Below are 21129 nucleotides of genomic sequence, written 5' to 3' on the forward strand. Positions count from 1 at the left end.
TACATTATGAAAGTAAAACTAACATGCCCGGAATGTGGAAACTATTTTTTCATTGATTACGAGGATGATATTATGAAATTTATCATAGAACTTGATAAAATTGGTTATCCATGTCTCAAATGTGGAAATAGTGTTATTGCTAATAATAATAATGTTTCCTACCTTGAATATCAGGAACTACGACAGGAGGAACACCTTCATTAAGTTCTTTTGCTCGGATTTTTGCATCCTTTTCTGAGAAATAGATTTCACCATCTACAGGTATGTAATCACCTTTTACTCTATCATATCTAACAATTATGGTGGAACCATTTGTTTGTTCCTCCGTTGCAAATACAGGAATGTTCATCTCTCTTGTTTTAAGTTTATTTTACAAAAATATAGTACTAAAATGGATAAAACAAGTTCATAATGGTTCACAAATAAAAAACAGGAACAACGTGATATTTATATTAGAAAGATTCTTTGTTATATGAACTCGGATGATAATAAAAATACGGTCTCAAGAACTCCTGAAGAAAACGTGAATGTTGATATGAACCTGTCAGCAAAACAACTCATACAAAAATATGATTGCGTTTATTTAGATGTGTTTAGCAGAATGTTCGACTACGAGATTGTACATCAATTTGAAGATATTAAATGATGAATATTGTTGTTAATAAAAATGTCGTGATGCGAATTGATAGCTTCGTGTCAATCTTGAAAATGAACTTCCATTTCAATGAGAAAAACTTGCTAACCCAGAAAAATAAAATGCTCGTATCTTTAAGAAACCATATTAACAAGGTAACACAAAAATTACACAGTGCTACAAAACAAGAACTGAAATATGGTTCAGGTTATTATTATTGGGAAGATGGCGTGAGTAACTACAGATGGATTTTTGATTATCGGGTATATTACAATCAAAACCTTGTCATCATACATCAGTTTCGTTGGGTTAATAAATTCCTTAAAAACAAGGAGGTGAAAACAGTACTTGATTTAATGGAGAGAATAATTTAACAGGTACTCATCTGAGTAAACATATGTCCTCAAGCGAGTACCCGTTTTGTATTAAAATGCTATTGGTGTAAACTTGTATATAGTTACCTTTGTTTAAATATCCAGATTCTTCATGTATCTATGTTAGTGATTTTTTTTTATTCAAATAATGAACAAAATATAAGTCTTTTAGGTGATAGTATATATAAATTACGTTTTCAAAATGTCGAGCTTGTTAAAGAAATAAATGCACTAATTACAGACAATAGAATTTCAGTAAGACCAGACACCATGAATTTGATGGGGAAACAAAAAAATCAATTAATATGGAAAGATATTTCTATGAAAGACTTAAGTATAGGTTATTTTAATGTTCCAAGTTCGATGATAGAAATATTTAATAAATCTATATCTTCTTTAAGGCAGAAAATTAAATAGTTAATATAGATGATTATTGAATTTTATACAAAATAGGCGTGTTTAATTATAGAAAAGAATAAAATCATTCAACGTTTAAATCCCTCAAAGACCCGGGCTTTTTCTTGCGTAACTAACTCCCCGATCATGGTGAGCGTGTTGGAGTGGAATGAAGGTGAAATGTTTGCCGACACCTTATTTGATCCTTGAGGAAGAGTAAGACTCACTTGAGCGGAAATACCGACTCCTTGAACGAGAAAGCTATAAGTAATACTTCCCTTTTTATCTTTTTTCATCCGGATGTCCGAAACATTACCCTCCACGGTAAAACCTCCCAACCCGTTTTGAAGAGGACGAGGGGTATCAAAACTGACTTGTACGGTGGCTTTTTTGTTTGCCATGGAAATAAAATTCTTGACAGAACTGACACTTACCGACCCGCCTCGTTTGAAAATCAGTCGATTGGCTTCCAGTACGAAAGTGTTGTTTTCCAAAGCGCGAACAGCATCTTGATATAATTGTTCCCTTGCTTTTTGTTGAGCAATTTTCCGCTCTTGTCTGGTTTGTGTACGTTTTTCCTTTGCTGTCATTTGGGGTTGAGCGGCAAGTGGGACTAGTGTTCCTAACGTTAGGGCTAATGCGATGAGGGTAGTGATATGTTTCATAATACGCTATGTTTTATTACTTTTTTACGTGAAAAAGAGGGATGATGTTTTACAAAGATACGGTTATTTTATGGTGTAAGTTGGGAATAACTATAGTATCTTTGCGTATATTAAACAGCGAATTGAAATCAGATGAAAGATCAACATCAAGTTTTACATAAATGCCTGACAGAAGATGTCCCGGCATTTGTTTTAACGGGAAAAGACGTGTGTGCCATCGCGACCTTAAAGACCTATTTGCAGACGGCAATAGAAAAAGGGTGTAGCGACGAATTTATTAATGATATGGTATTAGTATTGCGGGAATTTGAGCGGTTTCAGAACGAAGAGCCCCAAAAAGTGAAGATTCCGGATTAGCATGATCATATCATGCGATCAATACCCGTTGTTTGACACCCGGTCCTATTTGTTCCTTTTTTCACGGAATTTGACAGGTGAAACTCCCGTCATTCGGCGGAAGAAGCGACACATGTACGATGGGTCGTCAAAATTAAGTTCGCTGGCAATGTTTTTTACCGACAAGTCCGTATTCTGTAAATAGGTCTTTATCGTAATAATGGTTTGTCGGTCTATCATCTCTTTGGGAGTAACGTTATCCGAGCGATATATCAGTTTGTATAGATAATCGGGAGTAACGTTGAGTTTGTCTGCATAGAATTTCACATCGCGATGTTTGGTGTGATAGCGATTGAGTAGCATGTAGAATTTCTCCACCAACTTCCATGTTTTGCTTTTTTGATAAGTGTTTCCCTCGTTTATACCCAATCTTTTTATCTCGCAATTTATAGCCATGAACAGGTTGCAGAGATTGTTCTTTAACATCTCTGTGATATCATCATCGCCATGTTTTATGATCCAATCGGTTTGCTTGTACCATTCCAGTAATAATTCGTACTGTTCGGAAGATACTTTGTTAAGAACAGGAGAATTGTACATCACCGTCCAAAAATCAAAGGCGATATTATAAGCTATATTCTCCAAGATATCATAAGAGATGGAAATGTACCGAATATTGAAATTAGCAGAAACTTGAATGGGAATAAACGACATGTCGTATGGCAGAAAAATAAAGTCTCCCTTTGAAACCTTGTAACGTTTGAAGTTTATGCTGACGGTGGCATAGCCGCTAGTGCCTAAAAGTATCGTACAGCCGTTTACATCAACCGATTTTCCGATACACTCCCTCAAGTCGGTATCTCCGGATACGCCATATTTTTCAAATTCCCAAAAATTATATTTAATGCTGTTCATAACAACTACAAAAGTACGAACAATTTAATCTAAATAGCTCGATTTGTCCGAAAAAGTACCCGAATAAGCGTGATTATGTTACTTATTATGTGGATATATGATGGTATATTTGCGTCCACAAAAAAAAGATGTATGAGTGAACAAAGCAAGAACTTAAAAAAATACATTATACCGGCCATGCTTGCCAATGTGAGTTTCTTCATTTTGACCATTATCGACGGCATGTTTGTCGGTAATGGCGTGGGAACGGATGCGTTGGGGGCCGTCAATCTTGCCTTGCCGTTTGTCATGATCATTAATGTATTTGCCGTTTTGTTTAATATCGGGGGAATAACCGTAACAGCCATCCGGATGGGACGCGGGGATATTGAAGGGGCTAATCAGGCTTTCCTACACTCGTTGACATACAACGTGTGCTTTGCCTTGTGCATGACTTTCATCGGTACCGTATTCCCGGATAAAATAGCCGTGTTGTTGGGGGCTAATCAGACGTATAAAGAGATGGTATCGGATTATATCTTTTGGTATTCCGTATTTATCCTGCCTGCTTGTCTGTTTTATTGTTTTAACGGATTCGCCCGGAATGACGGCAATCCACAAATGTCAATCAAGGTAGCACTGACCTGTATGATTGTCAATATCATTGGCGACTGGATTACCGTTTATCCCTTGCAGATGGGAGTCAAAGGTGCCGCCATTGCCACTGGGGTAGCAAGCTGCGCTGCGTTTCTTGTTGCCTCTACACACTATTGGCAGAAGAAAGGGAATTTACGCGTTCGGCCCTTCAAAGTACAGTTTGTCTTATTACGAAAAATATTACTTCGAGGACTACCGGAGATGATTTCCGAGACATCGGTACCGCTTACCGCGTTTTCAATGAACTACATGTTGATCACCTATTTGGGAAATGCATCTGTAAATGCCTTTTCCGCCATAAACTATACTTGCTCCTTGTTTGCGTCGTTGATGTGGGGCTTGGCAACAGGCCTTCAGCCTTTATACGGGTTGAGTTACGGGGCGAAAGATGACTACAGCCTGCATTATTATTTTCGTAGCGGAAGACGAATCGCTCTGATTGGAGGGCTAGCGATCTTTGCTCTGACCTTTGTTATCGGTGCTCCCATATGTCGGTTGTTTGGTGTTGATGCGGCCTCCACGCCGATCGTTATTGCCTCCCTTCCGAAATTCTGTTTGAATTTCGTGTTTGCGGCAATGAGTACAGTGGTTTCGGCATACTTGTATTCAACGAAACGTACCCAATACGCGATACCGTTAAATATATGCCGTGGAGTGATATTCAACGTGTTGTGTATAAATACGCTGCCTCTTATTTTCGGCTATGATTTCGTATGGTACTCGATGGCTGTTGCCGAGGCAATTTGCCTGATCCTTGCTATTGTATTGCAAAAAATGTCAGAAAAGAATGGAATAATATACAAATAAAACCTCAAATTTAAATGATAATGAAAGTGAAAGCTATTGGCTTATTAGCCCAGTATTATGACCCTGTGTGCCTGTGGCAGCGGTCAGATGCAACAGGAACAGGTGCAACAATATCCTGTAATCCAGGTAAATAAAAGCTCCATTGAATTGCAAGAATCCTATTCGGCTACGATGAAAGGACGTCAGGATGTGGAGATTTATCCGCAGGTATCGGGAACTATTTCTAAACTTTGCGTAAAGGAGGGAGAACAGGTAAAGAAAGGGCAGCCCCTCTTTGTAATCGACCAAGTGCCTTATCAGGCTGCCTTACGCGTGGCAACCGCCAATGTCCGTGCGGCAGAAGCTCAGGTTGAAACAGCCCGACTTGACTACGACAGTAAGCAGATGCTCTTCGACGAGGAGGTGATTTCTGAATACGACCTTTTACAGGCAAAAAATGCGTTGGCTATTGCCAAAGCCGGATTGGAACAGGTAAAAGCGCAGGAAATCAATGCAAGAAACGACTTGTCGTACACCGAAGTGAAAAGTCCGGCTAACGGAGTGGTGGGAACATTGCCCTATCGTACAGGGGCATTGGTAGGGCCCTCCATGCTACAACCGTTGACTATCATATCGGATACCGAACAGATGTATATCTATTTCTCCATGACGGAGAACGACATCCGCGGTCTTATCCGTCAGTATGGCACGCCCGACGAGGTCATCAAGTCCCTGCCTGCAATCACTCTTCGTCTCAATGACGGTACGGAATACGAACAGAAGGGATGTATTGAAACCATCAGCGGCATCATCAACCCGCAAACAGGAACCGTTTCGATTCGATGCGTCTTTCCTAACGAAAAACGTTTGCTGTTCAGCGGTGGAATCGGCAATATCGTTCTGCCTCAACAAGAAACGGATGCGATTGTTATTCCGCAGAGTGCTACCTATGAAATTCAAGATAAAATCTTTGTGTACAAGGTGATAGATGGAAAAGCCGTTGCCTCTGAAATTGTAGTAGCCAAACAAAATGACGGCAAGCACTATATCGTTCGCGATGGCCTTACCGTGGGTGACAAAATAATATCCGAAGGCGTGGGTCTCGTGCAAGACGGGGCGGAAGTATCAATCAAAGAGTAAGGAGGAACTATGAATTTAAAAACATTTATCGACCGTCCGATTCTATCCATCGTTATTTCTGTGGTGATCACATTGATCGGTGGACTGGCTGTCACCTCTCTTCCGGTGGAACAGTACCCCGATATTGCCCCTCCCACGATATCTGTTTGGACCAACTACCCGGGTGCAAATGCTGAAACGGTACAGAAAGCGGTTATCGTTCCGCTGGAAGAAGCCATCAATGGAGTGGAAAATATGACCTATATCACCTCCACGGCTTCCAATAATGGCGATGCCGAAATTATGATTTATTTCAAACAGGGAACCAACGCCGATATGGCAGCTGTAAACGTGCAGAATAGTGTATCTACGGCGATGGCGCTATTGCCTGCCGAGGTGGTTCAAATCGGAGTGACGACTTCAAAACAGCAAAATGCCGAATTGAAAACCGTGGGCTTGTATGACCCGACGAATACATACGACATGAAGTTTCTCGACAACTATTTCAAGATCAATGTCGAGCCTCGGTTAAAGCGTATTTATGGAGTGGGTAAGGTGATGCACTTTGGAGCCAATTATGCCATGCGCATATGGATGGATCCGGCAAAAATGGCTCAATACAAATTGATCCCGAGTGATATTACGGCCGTGTTGGCACGTCAGAATATTGAAGCGGCTACCGGTTCGTTTGGTGAAAACCACGATAATGTCTATCAATACACCATGAAATATCGCGGTCGCTTCTCAACACCGGAAGAATTTGAGAATCTGGTGGTCCGTTCACTGGCCAACGGCGACATCCTGCGTTTAAAAGATGTGGCAACGGTGGAATTGGGGGCAGAATCTTACAATTTCTTTAGTCAGATCAATGGTAAACCGAGCACCATGTTCTCGATTTACCAGACTGCCGGTACAAATGCCTCTGAAATCATTGGCGAAATCGATGCCACCTTGTCCGAGATAAGTGAAAGTTTGCCCAAAGGGTTGGAATTTGTAAGTTTGAGTGATACCAATCGTTTCTTGAAAGCTTCCATCAAAGAGGTAATCATCACGCTCCTTGTTTCGATACTATTGGTTGTTTTGGTGGTGTATTTATTCTTACAGGATTTGCGTTCCACGTTTATCCCGACCATCTCCATCTTTGTCTCCATCATTGGAACATTTGCCTTTATGGCGGTGGCAGGATTCTCTATCAACCTCCTGACATTATTTGCGTTGGTGCTTGCCATTGGTACGGTGGTGGATAATGCGATTATTGTGGTGGAAGCTGTACAGAGTCGGTTCGAGGCAGGGTATCGCTCTTCGTATGCCGCCACGTGCGACGCGATGGGAGGCATTTCATCGGCAATCATTATTTCAACGCTGATATTTATGGCCGTGTTCATTCCTGTTTCAATGATGGGAGGAACCTCGGGAACCTTCTACGCCCAGTTCGGTCTTACCATGGCGGCAGCCGTCGGTCTTTCTGCCATCAATGCTCTCACGCTTTCTCCCGCGCTGTGTGCCTGGATGTTGACAAGCTTTGTTGACGAGAATGGGAATGAGCGTAAAAACTTTGCAGCCAAATTTCGAAAGGCATACAACGTTGGTTTTAACGCCTTGTTAAAACGCTATAAAAGCGGAGTGATGTTTTTCATCAAACGGCCTAAAATGGCGTGGGCAATCCTTGCGTGCGGTTTGGCTCTTTTGATCGTGTTGATGCGTGTAACGCCTACCGGTTTTGTACCGCAAGAGGATATGGCAATGGCATTTGTCAGCATGAACACCAAGCCGGGAACCTCTACCATTGAAAATGAAAAAGTGATGAAGAGAGTTTCTGCTGAAATGGCAAAATTCCCCGAAGTGGACTATGTCGGTTCGGTGGGCGGTTATTCATTTTCTGGTTCCGGTCCGTCCATGAGTTTGCATTTCCTCACGCTTTCCGATTGGGATAAACGTAAAGGCAAAGGACACGCTGCCGATGACGTGATCGCTAAAATATATGAAGTGGTATCCGAAATTCCGGATGCCGAAGCTTTTGCAATGGCTCCGCCAATGATTCCGGGGTATGGTATGGGAAATGGTTTCGAACTCTACCTTCAAGACCGGATGGCGGGAGACATCGATGAATTCAAGGCTGTGAATGACCAATTTGTAGCGGCATTGAATGCTCGTCCGGAAATTGACATGGCTTATTCTGCGTTCGACACGCGCTTCCCTCAATATTGGGTAGATATAGATGCAGCGGTTTGCGAGCGTGCCGGAGTATCCACGGTTGAAGTGCTGGAAACACTGTCAGGGTATTACGGGGGCGGTTATGTCTCCAATTTCAATCGTTTCTCGAAATTGTACCGTGTTATGACACAAGCACCTCCCGAAGATCGCGTAACGGCAGAATCTCTCAATAAATTCTATGTCCGTACTGCCGCGGGAGAGATGACCCCGTTGTCACACTTCGTCAAACTCAACAAAACGTACGGACCGCAATCACTCAATCGTTTCAACCTTTACAATGCCATTTCCATCAGCGGAACACCGGCCAGCGGCTACAGTTCGGGAGAGGCATTGAAAGCGGTAGCCGAAGTGGCTGCTGAGGTATTGCCTCGTAATTATAGCTACGAATTCGGGGGAATATCACGTGAAGAGGCCGCGTCAGGCAGTAACGTGATCATGATATTTGTACTCTGTATCGTTTTGGTGTACCTGATTTTGAGTGCCATGTATGAAAGCTTGGTGTTGCCCTTTACGATCATCCTGTCCGTGCCTTGCGGGCTGATGGGTAGCTTCCTGTTTGCACAGATGTTTGGATTGGAAAACAACATCTATTTACAAACCGGACTCATCATGCTTATCGGTTTGTTGGCGAAAACGGCCATTCTTATTACCGACTTTGCCGGTGAGCGTAGGCGTTCGGGAATGTCCATCAAACAAGCGGCCATTGGTGCGGCCACGCATCGTTTGCGTCCGATATTGATGACGGCATTGACAATGGTATTCGGTATGTTGCCGTTGATGTTCGCCTCGGGAGTGGGAGCCAATGGAAACTCGGCACTTGGTACGGGTGCGATTGGAGGTATGCTTGTGGGAACATTAGTGCTGCTTTTCCTTGTTCCTGCCTTGTGGATGTTCTTCCAAGGCATTCAAGAGAGAATCAAACCGATAACGTTTAAGGACGCCGATCCCGCCATTACGGGTGAAATAGAGGAGGTGGCACTCATAAAACATTTGAAAGAAATGGAGGAGAAATGAAAAAGCTAATCATATATACAGTATTTGCGGTAATGGTGTCGAGTTGCCATATTTACCGTAACTTTCCCGAAACCACAACTGTGGATAAAGAATTGTACGGTCAAGAGTATGTATCGGCAGATACGTCGACGTTGGCTTCCCTTTCGTGGCGAGAACTGTTTACCGATATGTATTTGCAGCGACTTGTGGATTCTGCATTGCTCCGCAATACCGATCTGCGTGTGGCACGTTTGCGCACCGAGCAGGCTGAAGCCCTGTTGTTAAACGCTCGCCTCTCTTATCTCCCTTCATTTGGATTGTCGGCCGAAGGGACGCTGAGCAAGTTGGGAAGTGAATCGATGTCTAAAACCTATTCACTAGGTGGTTCAGCCAGCTGGGAAGTGGACATTTTCGGTCGAATCACAAATGCCAAGCGGGGAGCACGTGAAGCATTGGAGGCGAGTAAAGCGTACGAGCAAGCCGTGCAGACCAACATAGTGGCTACTGTTGCAACGGGATATTACACGCTTCTCATGCTTGATGAACAATTGCGCATCAGCAGAGCGACACTTGTCAACTGGGAAAAAAGAATCCACATGCTCGAAGCCTTGAAGCGTGGAGGCGGTGGCGTAACCGATGCTGCCGTTTTACAAGCGAAAGCCAACCGCATGTCATTGGAGAGTGCCGTGCTTTCCATTGAAAAGGGTATCCGGGAGGCCGAGAATACACTTTGTACATTACTTGCGATACCTCCGACAGCCTTCGTGCGAGGGGTGTTGGCGGAACAAAGTTTCCCGGAAAAACTATCCGTGGGTCTACCCATTCAATTGCTTGCCCATCGCCCCGATATACGAATGGCGGAACATCAATTGGCACAAGCATTTTATGCTACTAATGCCGCTCGTGGTGCCTTCTATCCGTCAATCAACCTGTCCGGTAGTTTGGGATGGACGAATAATGGCGGAGGCGTGGAACTCAATCCCACGCAGTGGCTTCTGAACGCCATCGGTTCACTCACCCAGCCGCTTTTCAACAAAGGGACCCATGTTGCCAACCTGAAGATTGCCAAAGCAGAACAAAATGCAGCCTTGTTGACATTTCGTCAAGCTTTGCTGGCTGCCGGTGCTGAAGTAAACAATGCGTTGGCAGCCCTGCAAACCTCTCGCGGTAAACTTTTGATAGACGGGGAACAAGTTAGCTTGTTGCAGGAAGCTGTTCGAAAAACGGAGTTACTCATGCGCCATTCTTCGATGAATTATCTTGAAGTATTAACCGCACAACAAACGCTTTTGGATGCGGAGCAAGCTGTTGCGCAGGATAAATTTGATGAGATACAGAGCATCATTTCGCTCTATCACGCTTTAGGCGGGGGAGTACAATAATTACTCTTGTTTTTATAGGAAGTTGTCTAAAAAAGCGATACGCTGGTTTTTTAGACAACTTCTTTTGAAATGAATCGTTCTTCGATTTAATCTTTTCTCATATTGACGTCCGTCAGAGTAAAAGTTCTATTGATGTGTCCGGTCAGCACGATACGGCATGTCGTTGAACTTGTCGGGTTTTTAAGTGTCAAAGTACCCGTTCCAAGTTTTTTGGTGGAGTATTTGCCGTAGCTGGAATTACATTCCCGTAGATTATACGTGAACGCGTAATCGTCTTTTCCGCTATGTTTTAATTCCAGGTAACGTCCCTTGCCAAGGTTAATATCCGAGTTATCCTTGCGCCGCATTATTTCCATACCGTCAAAAGCTTCCGTGTATTTTTCGTTAGAATTCGTTGCTAAAGATTTCCACACCCCGAAAGAGAGAGTGCTATCGGTTTTATTTTCTTTCCATGAGGAGTAGGTGAGCAATAATTTTAAATATTCAAGTTTGTCTTGTTCGCGTTTGAAACTATCGTCACTGGATTGGGATTTTCCACTCCATTCGTTTTCATTGGGAAGTGTTACTTGCCATTGGGCTCCTACCGTTGTGGCTAAAATCTGCGTGGCAGGATCATAATTCCAAGATCCTTTTGAACCAGTTAATAATGAATGTTTATTCCACTTTTCCAGTTTCATAAACCAGCAGGTTCCATCTCCGAAGAATAGATAGTCTCCTCCGGTTGATCCTGTAGTTTTCCAGTAACCGACAAATGGACGGGCCTCTTTCGCTAAGTTTTTTTCGGGTTCGTCATCATCACCTTCATCAGAGGTGCTGCTGCCGGATGAACAGGCTGTAAACCCTAATCCTGCAAAAATAAGCAGCATGGGGAACAAAAAATGTTTGAGTTTCATAGTCGTAAAATTGAAATTAATTTAGCGGTGTAAAAATAATATATTTTTTAACATCTTGATTCCGGCTTACAAGGGGGTAAAACAAATTTTTTAGGATAATGTAATACAATTATTTTGTACATCGGTGCTGTCGTGTAAAATATTCAAGGTCTATAGTTTGATATGGCGAGATATTAAACTTTTAGTAAAACAATAGAATGACAAATCATAATCACTAGTGGATCATTTCCGGATATAAAGTTTTTAGTATGCTTATAAATCCCTAATAGAACGCTATTCCGTATAGCGTTTTAATAGGGTTTTAATAGCGTTCTAATAGCGTTTTACACGGTAGTGATCCGGATGTAATCATGTGTTTATTTACAATTGGGGTATAAAATTGGATTTAATTCCGGATTATTTCCCCACATCTACCGCTTTAGTGTTAAATTTACATTCTTGTATAAGAGTGTGTTATGGAGGGATGTAACAGAGAAGTTTGAGTATAAAAAGTGGCTTCCTTACGGGTACAACAAGTAAATTAAATATGCCACACTTAAATAATCGGCAAGGTCAACGCGAAGTTTTTTTAAAGCTATTCCGATTTGCTTTTCCACGGTACGGGTGGAAAGTTGCATTTCGTTAGCGATTTCCGCGACACTTTTGTTTTCAAACCGATTCATGATGAAAATTTTCTGGCATTGGGCCGGGAGGTTGTGGACAGCACGCTCGATGTGTTCTTTCAATTCGGATTTCACGTAATATTCCCACGTGAGCAGACCGGTGACATCTCCTTTTTGAACGATATATTCCCGGTATTCGTCACGCACTTTTAATTGTGCAAGGTAATTGAGTGACTGGTTTCGCACGGCTGTAAACAGGTATGCCTTTTGGTTTTCCATTTGCAGTATTTCCTGCTTTTCCCACACGAGGGTGAAAACGTCACACACGATGTCTTCAGCCGTGTTAACATTTCCGACAAGGCGGGTGGCATACGCAACCAAGCCCGCGTAATACGTGTTAAATAATGATTCGAATAAATCAATGTTGCGGCTAATTGATACTGAAAAGATATGTGATTTCAAATAACTCATATATTCAAATCATATTCGTGATCTCCGTGGCAAAGATAAAAATAATATTTGAAACGCGGATGGCTCAAGTTGTGTGTTAATATCTGAAACTCACGGCAAAACTTATTTCATGAAAAAATGTATTTTTTTTCAAATGGGCTTACGTATTTTTCGTGTCTGAATTGTTTTATATAAAAAGATGATGAAATGATAAAAGAATTAAAGTGATATGGAGCCGGGTATAGAAGATGAAAAATTGAAAGAAGCCCTCGATTTGCTGGAGGAGATCGAGCGGGTGGATGAGAAGAAAGGATACGATCGCTTGGTGAAGCCTCTCCGTCAAAAGGAGAGACGTTTGTTGGCGTGGCGGCGAGTGGTGCTTTCTTCCGCGGCGGTTATATTGCCATTGCTTGTCGCGGGGATATGGTGGAGTGTGCGGGAAAAGGCGGAGGTGCCGCCGTTGGCACGGGTGGATGCTATCGTACCCGGGGTGAATACGGCCCGACTGATATTGGCAGATAGGAAAGAGATTCTTTTGGACACGATGTCAGCCCGAAATTTGACGCTTGTTTCGGGAGAGACTGTCCGGAAAGAGGGGACGGGCGTGGTTTACGAGAATGGTCAAAAGACGAGTGAGACGGTTGTCTATAATGAGTTGGTTGTTCCCAAGGGGGGAGAGTACGATATCGTGCTCGGAGATGGAACGCGCGTGTGGTTGAACGCGGATTCCAAGTTGAAGTTCCCGGTTTCTTTTACCGGCAAAGAGAGACGGGTGTATTTGGAAGGAGAGGGGTATATTGATGTGGCGCGGGATACTGCCAGACCTTTTATCGTCGAAACCCGGGAGCAAAGTATTCGGGTGTTGGGAACGGCCTTTAACGTGTATGCGCACGAGGGAGAACGAATGACTTACACGACCCTAGCCCGGGGAAGTGTGCAGGTGAAGGATAAAAAGACGGGGAAAAGCGTGGCGTTGCATCCCGGGGAGCAACTTTGTCTGGACGTGGCGGATAGAGGGATGGTGGTGCGAGAGGTGGATGTGCGAAAGGAGTGCGCGTGGAAAGACGGCATGTTCGTGTTTAACGGGCAGACGTTGGAGCAGATTATGCTTAAATTATCCCGTTGGTACAATGTTACGGTCTTTTATCAAAACGAGGAAGCCAAAAAGATCGTGTTCAAGGGGAATCTTCCTCGATATAGTGATTTCCAGACGATGTTGAGTATTTTGGAGAAAAGTAGTGAAGTCAAATTCAGTGAGAAAAATCGTGTAATTACGGTAAGTATATAAAAAACGACAAGAGGAATCTGGTAAATTCCTCTTGTGGAACGAAACATCTGCTGGTAACAGATGCATGTTAAATCTAAATTTAAACAAAGGTATGAAAAAAAACAGGAATTGTGCCTTTTTCTCGAAAGAGAAAAGGCGAAAAATTTTGTTAGTTATGAAATTGAAGTTGTTCGTTTTATTGTGTTGTGTTCAAACCGTGAACGCGACAGCTTTTTCCCAAGAGCAAAAGTTGGACATTTCGTTTAATAACGAGGCTATCGTGAAGGTGTTTGATTATTTGCAGGATCAGACGGGATTACAGTTTTTCTATCGCGATAAAAGCATTTCTGCGACGGAGCGGATAACGGTGGACATGAAGCAAGCTACTTTGTCTGAGATTTTAGAGAATGTACTAGGCAAACGAGGCTATGCTTACGAGATTTTGGAGGATGTGGTTATAATAAAATTCAAGGCACAAGACGAGCGGGAAAAGAGTAGCGTGAAGGTTAAAGGTTTTGTTCGGGACGAGAACAAACATCCGATGCCGGGGGTAACGGTGAAAGTGGCGGGTTTGACCATTGGTACGGCCACGAATGCCAAGGGATGGTTCGTGTTGGAATTGCCTTTGCGGAAAGGAGTCTTGGAGTTTTCTTTCGTGGGATACAAGAAGAAGTTGATTGAGTTTACCCAAAAAACGGCTCAAGATACGTTGCATGTTACCCTGGAAGAGGATACAAAGGCTTTGGACGAGGTTACCGTGGTGTCGACGGGATATAATACCGTGAACCGGAAAGATATGGTCGGTTCTTACACGGCGATGAAGGCGGAGGATGTGTTGATGCCTTCTTACAATTCTATCGATCAGATGTTGCAGGGGCAGGTTGCTGGGTTGGTCGTGATGAACACTAGTTCTCGGGTGGGTACAAGCCCGAAAATCAAGTTAAGAGGGACGAGTACGATGCTGGGGAATACATCGCCGTTGTGGGTGGTGGACGGTATCGTGCAGGAAGATCCGTTGGAGATTGAGGCAAGTGATGTGATGACGCAAGATTTGAAAGATATCGTGGGAAGCCAGATTTCATGGTTGAATCCGATGGATATAGAAACGATCACGGTGTTGAAGGATGCTTCAGCCACGGCCATTTACGGTTCGAAGGCTTCGAACGGGGTGATCGTGATCACGACGAAGAAAGGGAAAGCGGGACGCTTGACCGTGAATTACACGGGAAACATGACGATTAACACCCGTCCCAATTACGGGATGTTCAATTACATGAATTCCCAAGAAAGGGTACGTTTTTCACAGGAAGTGTATAATGCCGGAACTCCTTATTACCAGGAGCCGATCAACCAGCCTTATACTTACGAGGGAGCATTGAAAATGTATTTGGAGGGAGAGATGGATTACGAGACGTACACGAAAAGAAAGGCTTTTCTGGAAACGGTGAACACGGATTGGTTCGACTTGTTGACCCGCACGGCTGTCAGTCACAATCATAATTTAAGCGTGGCAGGCGGAACAGAAGAGGTTACTTACAATGCTTCCGTGGGGTATAACAACACGATGGGGCAAGAGATCGGGAACTCAAGCGAGAGAATGACCGGACGGTTGGCGTTGAATGCTCGCCTGCACGAGAAGGTGCGCTTGGACGTGCAGATTAATGCGACTTCCACGGAAACAAAGACTTTCGGACAAGGAGTAAACCCGTTGTCGTATGCCACGACGACGAGTAGGGCACTTCCTGCTTATGATGAGAACGGGGATCCGGTATATTATCAAAAGAGGTGCGGTTATCAGTACAATCGAGCCGTGGAAAATTTGAGCTATAATTTTATCAATGAACGGGATAATAGCGGTACGACAAACAAAAACATACATTTATCCACGGCGTTGAATTTCAAGTGGTATATTCTGGATTGGTTGAGTTACGAGTTTGCCGGAGGGTACACGGCTTCCAGCACGAACGGAGAGAGTTATTTTACGGAAAGGACTTTCCGTGTGGCACAAAATTACCGGGGGTATGATTACGGTACGGTGGAACCGGGTAGTGAATTATTCAACTCGGCGCTTATGCCTTTCGGAGGCGTGTTGTTCACGACGGATGCCGTGCAACGTTCGTACAACGTGCAAAACAAATTATTGGTATCCAAGTCATTCAATGAAGATCATCGTTTGAATGCCATGTTGATGATGGAGGTTCGTTCCTCTTCCGTGAAGAATTCTTCCAGTAAAGTATTTGGGTACTTGCCTGACCGGGGCGAGGCTTTAATCGAACCTACTTCCCCCGACAAGTTTGTCGGAATCTCCAGTTCGCTCTCCGGATGGGGATTGTTGGGGGAATTTTATAATGGTATGGGATGGAAACGTACGAATAACACGGAGAATTACCTCTCTTTCATGGGAACGGTGGCTTATTCTTTGAAGAATCGGTACGTGTTCAATTTTTCTGTGCGTAATGATGCATCCAATCGTTTCGGGCAGGACCAGAACGATCGTTTCGACCCGACCTATTCTTTCGGTTTGTCATGGAGTGCCATGGATGAACCTTGGCTTGCTGGGATAAAAGGCTGGTTGAACACTTTCAACATTCGTGCCACTTATGGAATACAGGGTAATGCCATGACGAAATTGGGACCGGACTTGGTTTTGGCACAAAGAGGGATAAAGTCTGTTTATAACCAATATTACTCGACGATTTCCAGTTTGCCTAATCCGGGGCTCTCGTGGGAAAAGACAAAATCATGGGACTGGGGAGTGGACATGACGTTGTTCAATATATTTGACGTGGTTGTTGATTATTACACGAGAAGTTCGAATGTTATCGTGCAACAGGATTTACCAGCGGAGTACGGAAAGGAAAGTATGCAAATGAACGGGGGAAAGATTACCAATAGAGGTATGGAGTTCACGGTTAGTTTTACACCGATCAGAACGAAGGATTGGGCGTTGAACTTGTCGTTGAATTCGTCTAAGAATTGGAATGAAACCGGTGAGGCAGAGTATTTTGCCTATAAAAACGAGTATATTAACGGTTCTTCCACCAAAGTGTTGAAAAAGGGGTATCCGGTCGGGGGATTCTGGTCATATTCTTTTGCGGGATTGAGCGCAGAGGACGGGCGTCCCTTGTTCAATTACGTGGACGTGCCAGAGGCGGAGAGAAATTCGTTGGTGGATCCCACGACATTCCTCGTGTACTCGGGCACAACAGAACCTAATTTCACGGGAGGTTTGAATTTCAGCTTGCGCTGGAAAGGATTGACCCTTTCTTCGGGATTCTCGTTGCTGTTGGGAAGTAAGAAACGTTTGCCTTCACCTTACGAGGGATTCGAGCAGGGTGGAACGTATATGCCGGAACCTACTGTCAATCTGAACAAGGATTTGAATAAACGTTGGAAAAAGCCTGGCGACGAGAATTACACGAAAATACCGGGGGTGGTGAGGACATCGCAAACGTTATACCTGCCGGATAATAGTACTGAAAGATGGATGGAAATGTGGGCTGATTCCGATGTGCAGGTCGCCAATGCGTCCTTTTTGCGCTGCCGCCAGTTGTCGTTGTCATGGAGAGTGGGGGAGGAATGGTGTAAGCGAATGGGATTGAAGACGCTCTCGGTAAATGCCTCAGTATCTAACCTGTTCGTGATTGCGAGCAAGCGTTGGAATGGTTTCGATCCGGAATTGGGGAATAGCGTACACCCGAAGAATTACTCCTTGGGTATTAATATTGGATTTTAAATGCGTGGAAATATGAAAAAGTTATTGATCGTTTTATTAGCAGGACTAGCGGTAGCCTGTTCCGATTTTCTGGAACCGAAATCGCAAACTGAATATATACCGAGGGAGGCTTCTTCCTTGAACGAGATGTTGTTAGGAGATGCCTATATCCTCATCGGGAATGGAAAGGAGGTTATGAATCTGTTGTTGATGTTCGATGATGACATCATGTGCACGGATTCTACCGGGGAGTTGAAAGCCTCAGCTATGAGGACGGCAGAAGATATTGTCGGGTTGGAAAAAGCGTATGCTTGGCAACCGGATATTTTTGTTGAGCCTTGTATAACACCAGGAAATGCTTATAAAAACTTTTATACTTATATATTGGGTGCGAATGCTGCATTGGATTACATTGACGACGTGTCCGGAACGGAGAATGAGAAAAATATTGTGAAGGCACAGGCGTTGGCGTTACGGGGATTTTATTATTTCCAGTTGGTCAACATGTGGGGGGCTCCCTACAATTATGACAAGAAGGCATTGGGGGTACCGTTAAAGTTGACAAGTGCTTTGGAGGTGCTGGAACTTCCCCGGAATACGGTGGAGGAGGTGTATGAGCAGGTATTGAAGGATTTGAACGAGGCAGAATCGCTTTACGAGAAGTTGCCTGTCGAGCAGCAATACAAGAAGGATTACCGCACGAGCTTGCCGATGGTGCAGTTGTTGAAATCCCGTGTTTACCTGTATATGGAGGATTGGAAGAATGCAGCGATTTATGCGAAAAAGGTGATCAACGATTGGAATTTCACATTGACGGATTTGAACTCGTTGCCGACGCCAACGTATGCCGCACCTTATTATAACTTTATCTCGCAGGAGTGTTCGGAAACGATATGGGTGTTTGGTAGTCTGCAGCTTTTCTTGAATTTAGTTAATATAGATATGGCTGATCCGAAGGATCGAGGAAGTCAATTGAACTTTTTCAATGCTTCATCGGATTTGCTAGGGAAATATAAGGAAGAAGACCTTCGTAAAGATAATTATATCGTGCGTCGTTATTATGAGGATACCGAGCGACATTTACTCGGGTATGCCCCTTACGGCAAGTTTGCCGTGGATTATAGGATTACGCCTTCTAATTCCGAGAATTTCGCCCATGCCTTCCGGTTGGCGGAGGCTTACCTGAACTTGGCAGAAGCGGCGGCGTTGGATGATGACGAGGAAACTGCCGTGGAGGCGTTGGAAACCTTGTTGAAGAATCGTTTTGTCACGGGAACCGAAATTGAGATAACGGAAAGGGGGGACGCTCTAGTGGAGCGTATCCGTTTGGAGCGGCGTTTGGAATTGTGTTTCGAGGGGCACCGCTGGTTTGATTTGCGCCGTTATGGGATGCCGTCAATCACCCGTGTATGGAAAAACGGGGATTACGTGAAGAGCTACACCCTGAAAGAGAAGGACCCGTTCTACACGTTGCCAATCCCGCCGAGCGTGTTGGAAGAGAACCGACAGTTGGTGCAAAACCCATTACCAGAAGTAAGGAATTAAAAAATAGAATGTTATGAATTGGAAATTTTATCTATATTGTTTATTCGGATGTCTGTTTTTGTCCTGTTATAGCGAGGATAAATTGGTCGCCGACAAAGAGGGAGAAGGTGGCATGCGTTATGAATTCCCGCAGGGGAATAATTCATGGGATAAGGATCTTGAAGAAATTCAGAAAGAATTTGGAATTTATATCATTTACAAGGATTTTGAGGAGACTGACTTGAATCGTTCGTGGACGGGAGCGTTGGGTGAGGGCAGCACCTATTTCGGGGAGAGTTTGAATGACGAACAGGCGGAGTTTATGACCAAGTTCATGAAGAATCATATTTTTGCCTATTTGACCCCACAAGCAACACGAAAAGTATTGCCTATGTACTATTATATGGTATATAGTTTCCGTTCTATGGGTTGGGGAGGATATTGGTATTTTGGGAAAAATAAGTTTGATGGCATGGATTATTGGTCTATTTGCATGTATTCCGACAATCCGGAAGAGGGTTCTTTTTACAAAAAGATAGTTCCTCCTAGTACTGAGGAAGAGTATTTTATATGCAGGGGTACTATTTTGATGGAGATATTGGAGAGAGCGGTAAAGAAAGGTACTATCGAAATTCCCGAACAATTCCATGAAGGTTTTGATTATACTTCGGCAGTTAATAGCTATGACGAAAATGCAGAGAATTATTACAAGAGGAGAGGTTTACCAGGGTTGAACTATGGGGTCGATTCAGGGCTTCAGCGTGTGGCTTGGATTGGTTTGATGAACCGTTATGAAAACGTGATGGCATATATTCTCTTGGGTATGAAGTATAGTCCGGAAGAGCGGGAAGAGGGATGGTTCAAGTATCCCATGATACAGGAAAAGTATGAGTACTTGTCCAATTACTTGAAGACGGAGTACGGCCTGGATTTGGATGCGATGCGGGTAGGACCGGGATTATAAAGTTTATAAGGTTCATAAAATTCATCGGATGTTGCGGGGTTTGAGTGATGGCAGTTCGGCTGCCAAAGGACACTCGTGGCTTCATGAATTTTGTGAACCGAACAGACAATCAGTTGATGTTTAATAAAATAAATGTGTGTTATGAATCGTTTGTATGTAAAAATGATTGGGATGTTTTTCTTCATTTTATTTTGTGGTGGAAGAATGCAAGCCCAATTTAAGATGATGCCTATGCCTGCCGCTAACGGACAAGCTTTGTCTGCATTAACGGAGGAGGTAATTGAAGGGTGGCGTCCTTTTTCGATTACTAAGGATGATGATTTTGATGCTATTTTGAAGCATAAAGCAGAGATCGAGAAGAATATTCTTTCCAAGGATACCAAGGATAAGTCAGCTGCCTTTGCTAATGCGGTATGGGCGATGCGCGAGGCCGTCTTTTATTATCGTGACAATCAGAGTGCGGAGGTGAACAGGAAGGGGATACAAAAACTATTGAAAGGGATGAATTTGAAAGACTTTACGACCCTTCACAGTTTTGAATTTAACGTGGATGCCTATTACAATGCGAAAGCATTGGCAGTGGGAATTACTCCTGCGCAAGTGTTTGGTGATAAGAAAGATGATTTGCAGTACAAGAGATGGAAGGAGATGTTGGAAACACGAGATTCCTTGATGATCGTGAATTATTTCGGTGCTATCCGGAACGAGTTTATTTTTAAGGGTTACACGGATGTTTTGAAAAAGTTGCGTCCACTGTTTGAGCGATATATGCCGGAAGGAGAGTTGAAAACGCAAGTGAAAGATTTGTACGAGTTGAAAGAACGTTTGGAACCGGGAAAAGAGGCTCCCGCTTTCACGATGTTGGACGGCGAAAAACGGGAACACACGTTGGCTGAGTTCCGCGGGAAGATCGTGATTATCGACGTGTGGGCGACGTGGTGTGGTGGTTGTATCCGGAAATTACCTTATTTTATGAAAGTGAGAGAGAAATACAAAGACCGTAAAGATGTGGAATTTATTACCGTTTCTATTGATGCAAGTGGTTCTTTTGAAAAGTGGAAAGAACACATGAAGAAGCATAATCTGACGGATGCAATAAATCTTATTGCTTTTGCGGATAAAAATTCTTTTCAAGATGATTACGGTATTATGGGAATACCCATGTATTACATTATTGGTAAGGACGGGAAATTCTTGTATAGCGATGTTCCCGGTCCGGGAGATGGTTTTGAAGAAATTGTGGATGAGGTGTTGGGTAAATAAT

At 43.4% G+C, this 21129-nt stretch carries 17 protein-coding genes; 12 read left to right on the top strand and 5 right to left on the bottom strand.

The annotated features are described in order from the left end of the window. Positions 1-139 precede the first annotated feature (139 nt). Positions 140-349 carry a hypothetical protein gene (locus D8S85_RS17435; protein ID WP_106481587.1) on the bottom strand — a complete coding sequence of 70 codons (210 nt, stop codon included), beginning with the start codon at positions 347-349 and terminating at the stop codon, positions 140-142. Between the two features lie 293 nt (positions 350-642). Here D8S85_RS17435 and D8S85_RS17440 point away from each other — a divergent pair, with 293 nt between their 5' ends. Both D8S85_RS17440 and D8S85_RS17445 read left to right on the top strand, forming a co-directional pair. Continuing rightward, complete coding sequence (locus D8S85_RS17440; RefSeq protein WP_106481588.1) at positions 643-1008, top strand: hypothetical protein; 366 nt, start codon at positions 643-645, stop codon at positions 1006-1008. 120 nt (positions 1009-1128) lie between these two features. Next, positions 1129-1425: a hypothetical protein gene (locus tag D8S85_RS17445; RefSeq protein WP_106481589.1), complete on the top strand. Its 297-nt coding sequence runs from the start codon at positions 1129-1131 to the stop codon at positions 1423-1425. A 68-nt stretch (positions 1426-1493) separates the two neighbouring features. Here the strand turns inward: D8S85_RS17445 and D8S85_RS17450 are convergent, their stop codons facing one another. Beyond that, the gene (locus tag D8S85_RS17450; RefSeq protein WP_106481590.1) at positions 1494-2069 is read right to left on the bottom strand and encodes a DUF4251 domain-containing protein; all 576 of its coding nucleotides are present in this window, start codon (positions 2067-2069) and stop codon (positions 1494-1496) included. Between the two features lie 132 nt (positions 2070-2201). On the opposite strand from D8S85_RS17450, the gene D8S85_RS17455 reads away from it, so the two are divergent. Next, positions 2202-2426, top strand: a complete 225-nt coding sequence (locus D8S85_RS17455) for a hypothetical protein (RefSeq protein WP_106481591.1) — start codon at positions 2202-2204, stop codon at positions 2424-2426. A gap of 45 nt (positions 2427-2471) precedes the next feature. Here D8S85_RS17455 and D8S85_RS17460 read toward each other — a convergent pair whose 3' ends face one another. Further along, on the bottom strand, positions 2472-3320 hold the full coding sequence (locus D8S85_RS17460) for a helix-turn-helix domain-containing protein (RefSeq protein ID WP_106481592.1): 849 nt from the start codon (positions 3318-3320) through the stop codon (positions 2472-2474). 132 nt (positions 3321-3452) lie between these two features. Here D8S85_RS17460 and D8S85_RS17465 point away from each other — a divergent pair, with 132 nt between their 5' ends. Genes D8S85_RS17465 through D8S85_RS17480 form a run of 4 tightly spaced genes read left to right on the top strand, consistent with a single transcriptional unit; the run spans position 3453 to position 10450 of the window. Continuing rightward, positions 3453-4763 carry an MATE family efflux transporter gene (locus tag D8S85_RS17465; protein ID WP_158641622.1) on the top strand — a complete coding sequence of 437 codons (1311 nt, stop codon included), beginning with the start codon at positions 3453-3455 and terminating at the stop codon, positions 4761-4763. 57 nt (positions 4764-4820) lie between these two features. Continuing rightward, the gene (locus D8S85_RS17470; RefSeq protein WP_127075439.1) at positions 4821-5882 is read left to right on the top strand and encodes an efflux RND transporter periplasmic adaptor subunit; all 1062 of its coding nucleotides are present in this window, start codon (positions 4821-4823) and stop codon (positions 5880-5882) included. Positions 5883-5891: 9 nt separating this feature from the next. After that, complete coding sequence (locus D8S85_RS17475) at positions 5892-9089, top strand: efflux RND transporter permease subunit (protein WP_106481595.1); 3198 nt, start codon at positions 5892-5894, stop codon at positions 9087-9089. Continuing rightward, on the top strand, positions 9086-10450 hold the full coding sequence (locus tag D8S85_RS17480; RefSeq protein WP_106481596.1) for an efflux transporter outer membrane subunit: 1365 nt from the start codon (positions 9086-9088) through the stop codon (positions 10448-10450). Before D8S85_RS17475 ends, D8S85_RS17480 begins: the two co-directional genes overlap by 4 nt. An 86-nt stretch (positions 10451-10536) precedes the next feature. Here D8S85_RS17480 and D8S85_RS17485 read toward each other — a convergent pair whose 3' ends face one another. Further along, positions 10537-11343, bottom strand: coding sequence for a hypothetical protein (locus D8S85_RS17485; RefSeq protein ID WP_106481597.1), 807 nt, complete (start codon positions 11341-11343; stop codon positions 10537-10539). A gap of 500 nt (positions 11344-11843) precedes the next feature. Continuing rightward, a complete protein-coding gene (locus D8S85_RS17490) occupies positions 11844-12416 on the bottom strand; it encodes an RNA polymerase sigma-70 factor (protein WP_106481598.1) in 573 nt (190 codons plus the stop codon). 208 nt (positions 12417-12624) lie between these two features. Between D8S85_RS17490 and D8S85_RS17495 the strand changes: the two genes are divergently transcribed. The 5 genes from D8S85_RS17495 (at position 12625) to D8S85_RS17515 (ending at position 21128) form a co-directional block, all read left to right on the top strand. Beyond that, on the top strand, positions 12625-13683 hold the full coding sequence (locus tag D8S85_RS17495) for a FecR family protein (protein WP_106481599.1): 1059 nt from the start codon (positions 12625-12627) through the stop codon (positions 13681-13683). A gap of 154 nt (positions 13684-13837) precedes the next feature. Continuing rightward, complete coding sequence (locus D8S85_RS17500; protein ID WP_106625153.1) at positions 13838-17398, top strand: SusC/RagA family TonB-linked outer membrane protein; 3561 nt, start codon at positions 13838-13840, stop codon at positions 17396-17398. Positions 17399-17410: 12 nt separating this feature from the next. Beyond that, positions 17411-18922: a RagB/SusD family nutrient uptake outer membrane protein gene (locus tag D8S85_RS17505; protein WP_106481600.1), complete on the top strand. Its 1512-nt coding sequence runs from the start codon at positions 17411-17413 to the stop codon at positions 18920-18922. 13 nt (positions 18923-18935) lie between these two features. Then, positions 18936-19865, top strand: a complete 930-nt coding sequence (locus tag D8S85_RS17510; RefSeq protein ID WP_106481601.1) for a hypothetical protein — start codon at positions 18936-18938, stop codon at positions 19863-19865. Between the two features lie 141 nt (positions 19866-20006). Then, on the top strand, positions 20007-21128 hold the full coding sequence (locus D8S85_RS17515) for a TlpA family protein disulfide reductase (RefSeq protein WP_158641623.1): 1122 nt from the start codon (positions 20007-20009) through the stop codon (positions 21126-21128). Position 21129: the final 1 nt, after the last annotated feature.

The sequence above is a fragment of the Butyricimonas faecalis genome (genome assembly GCF_003991565.1).
In the GTDB taxonomy this organism is placed as follows: domain Bacteria; phylum Bacteroidota; class Bacteroidia; order Bacteroidales; family Marinifilaceae; genus Butyricimonas; species Butyricimonas faecalis.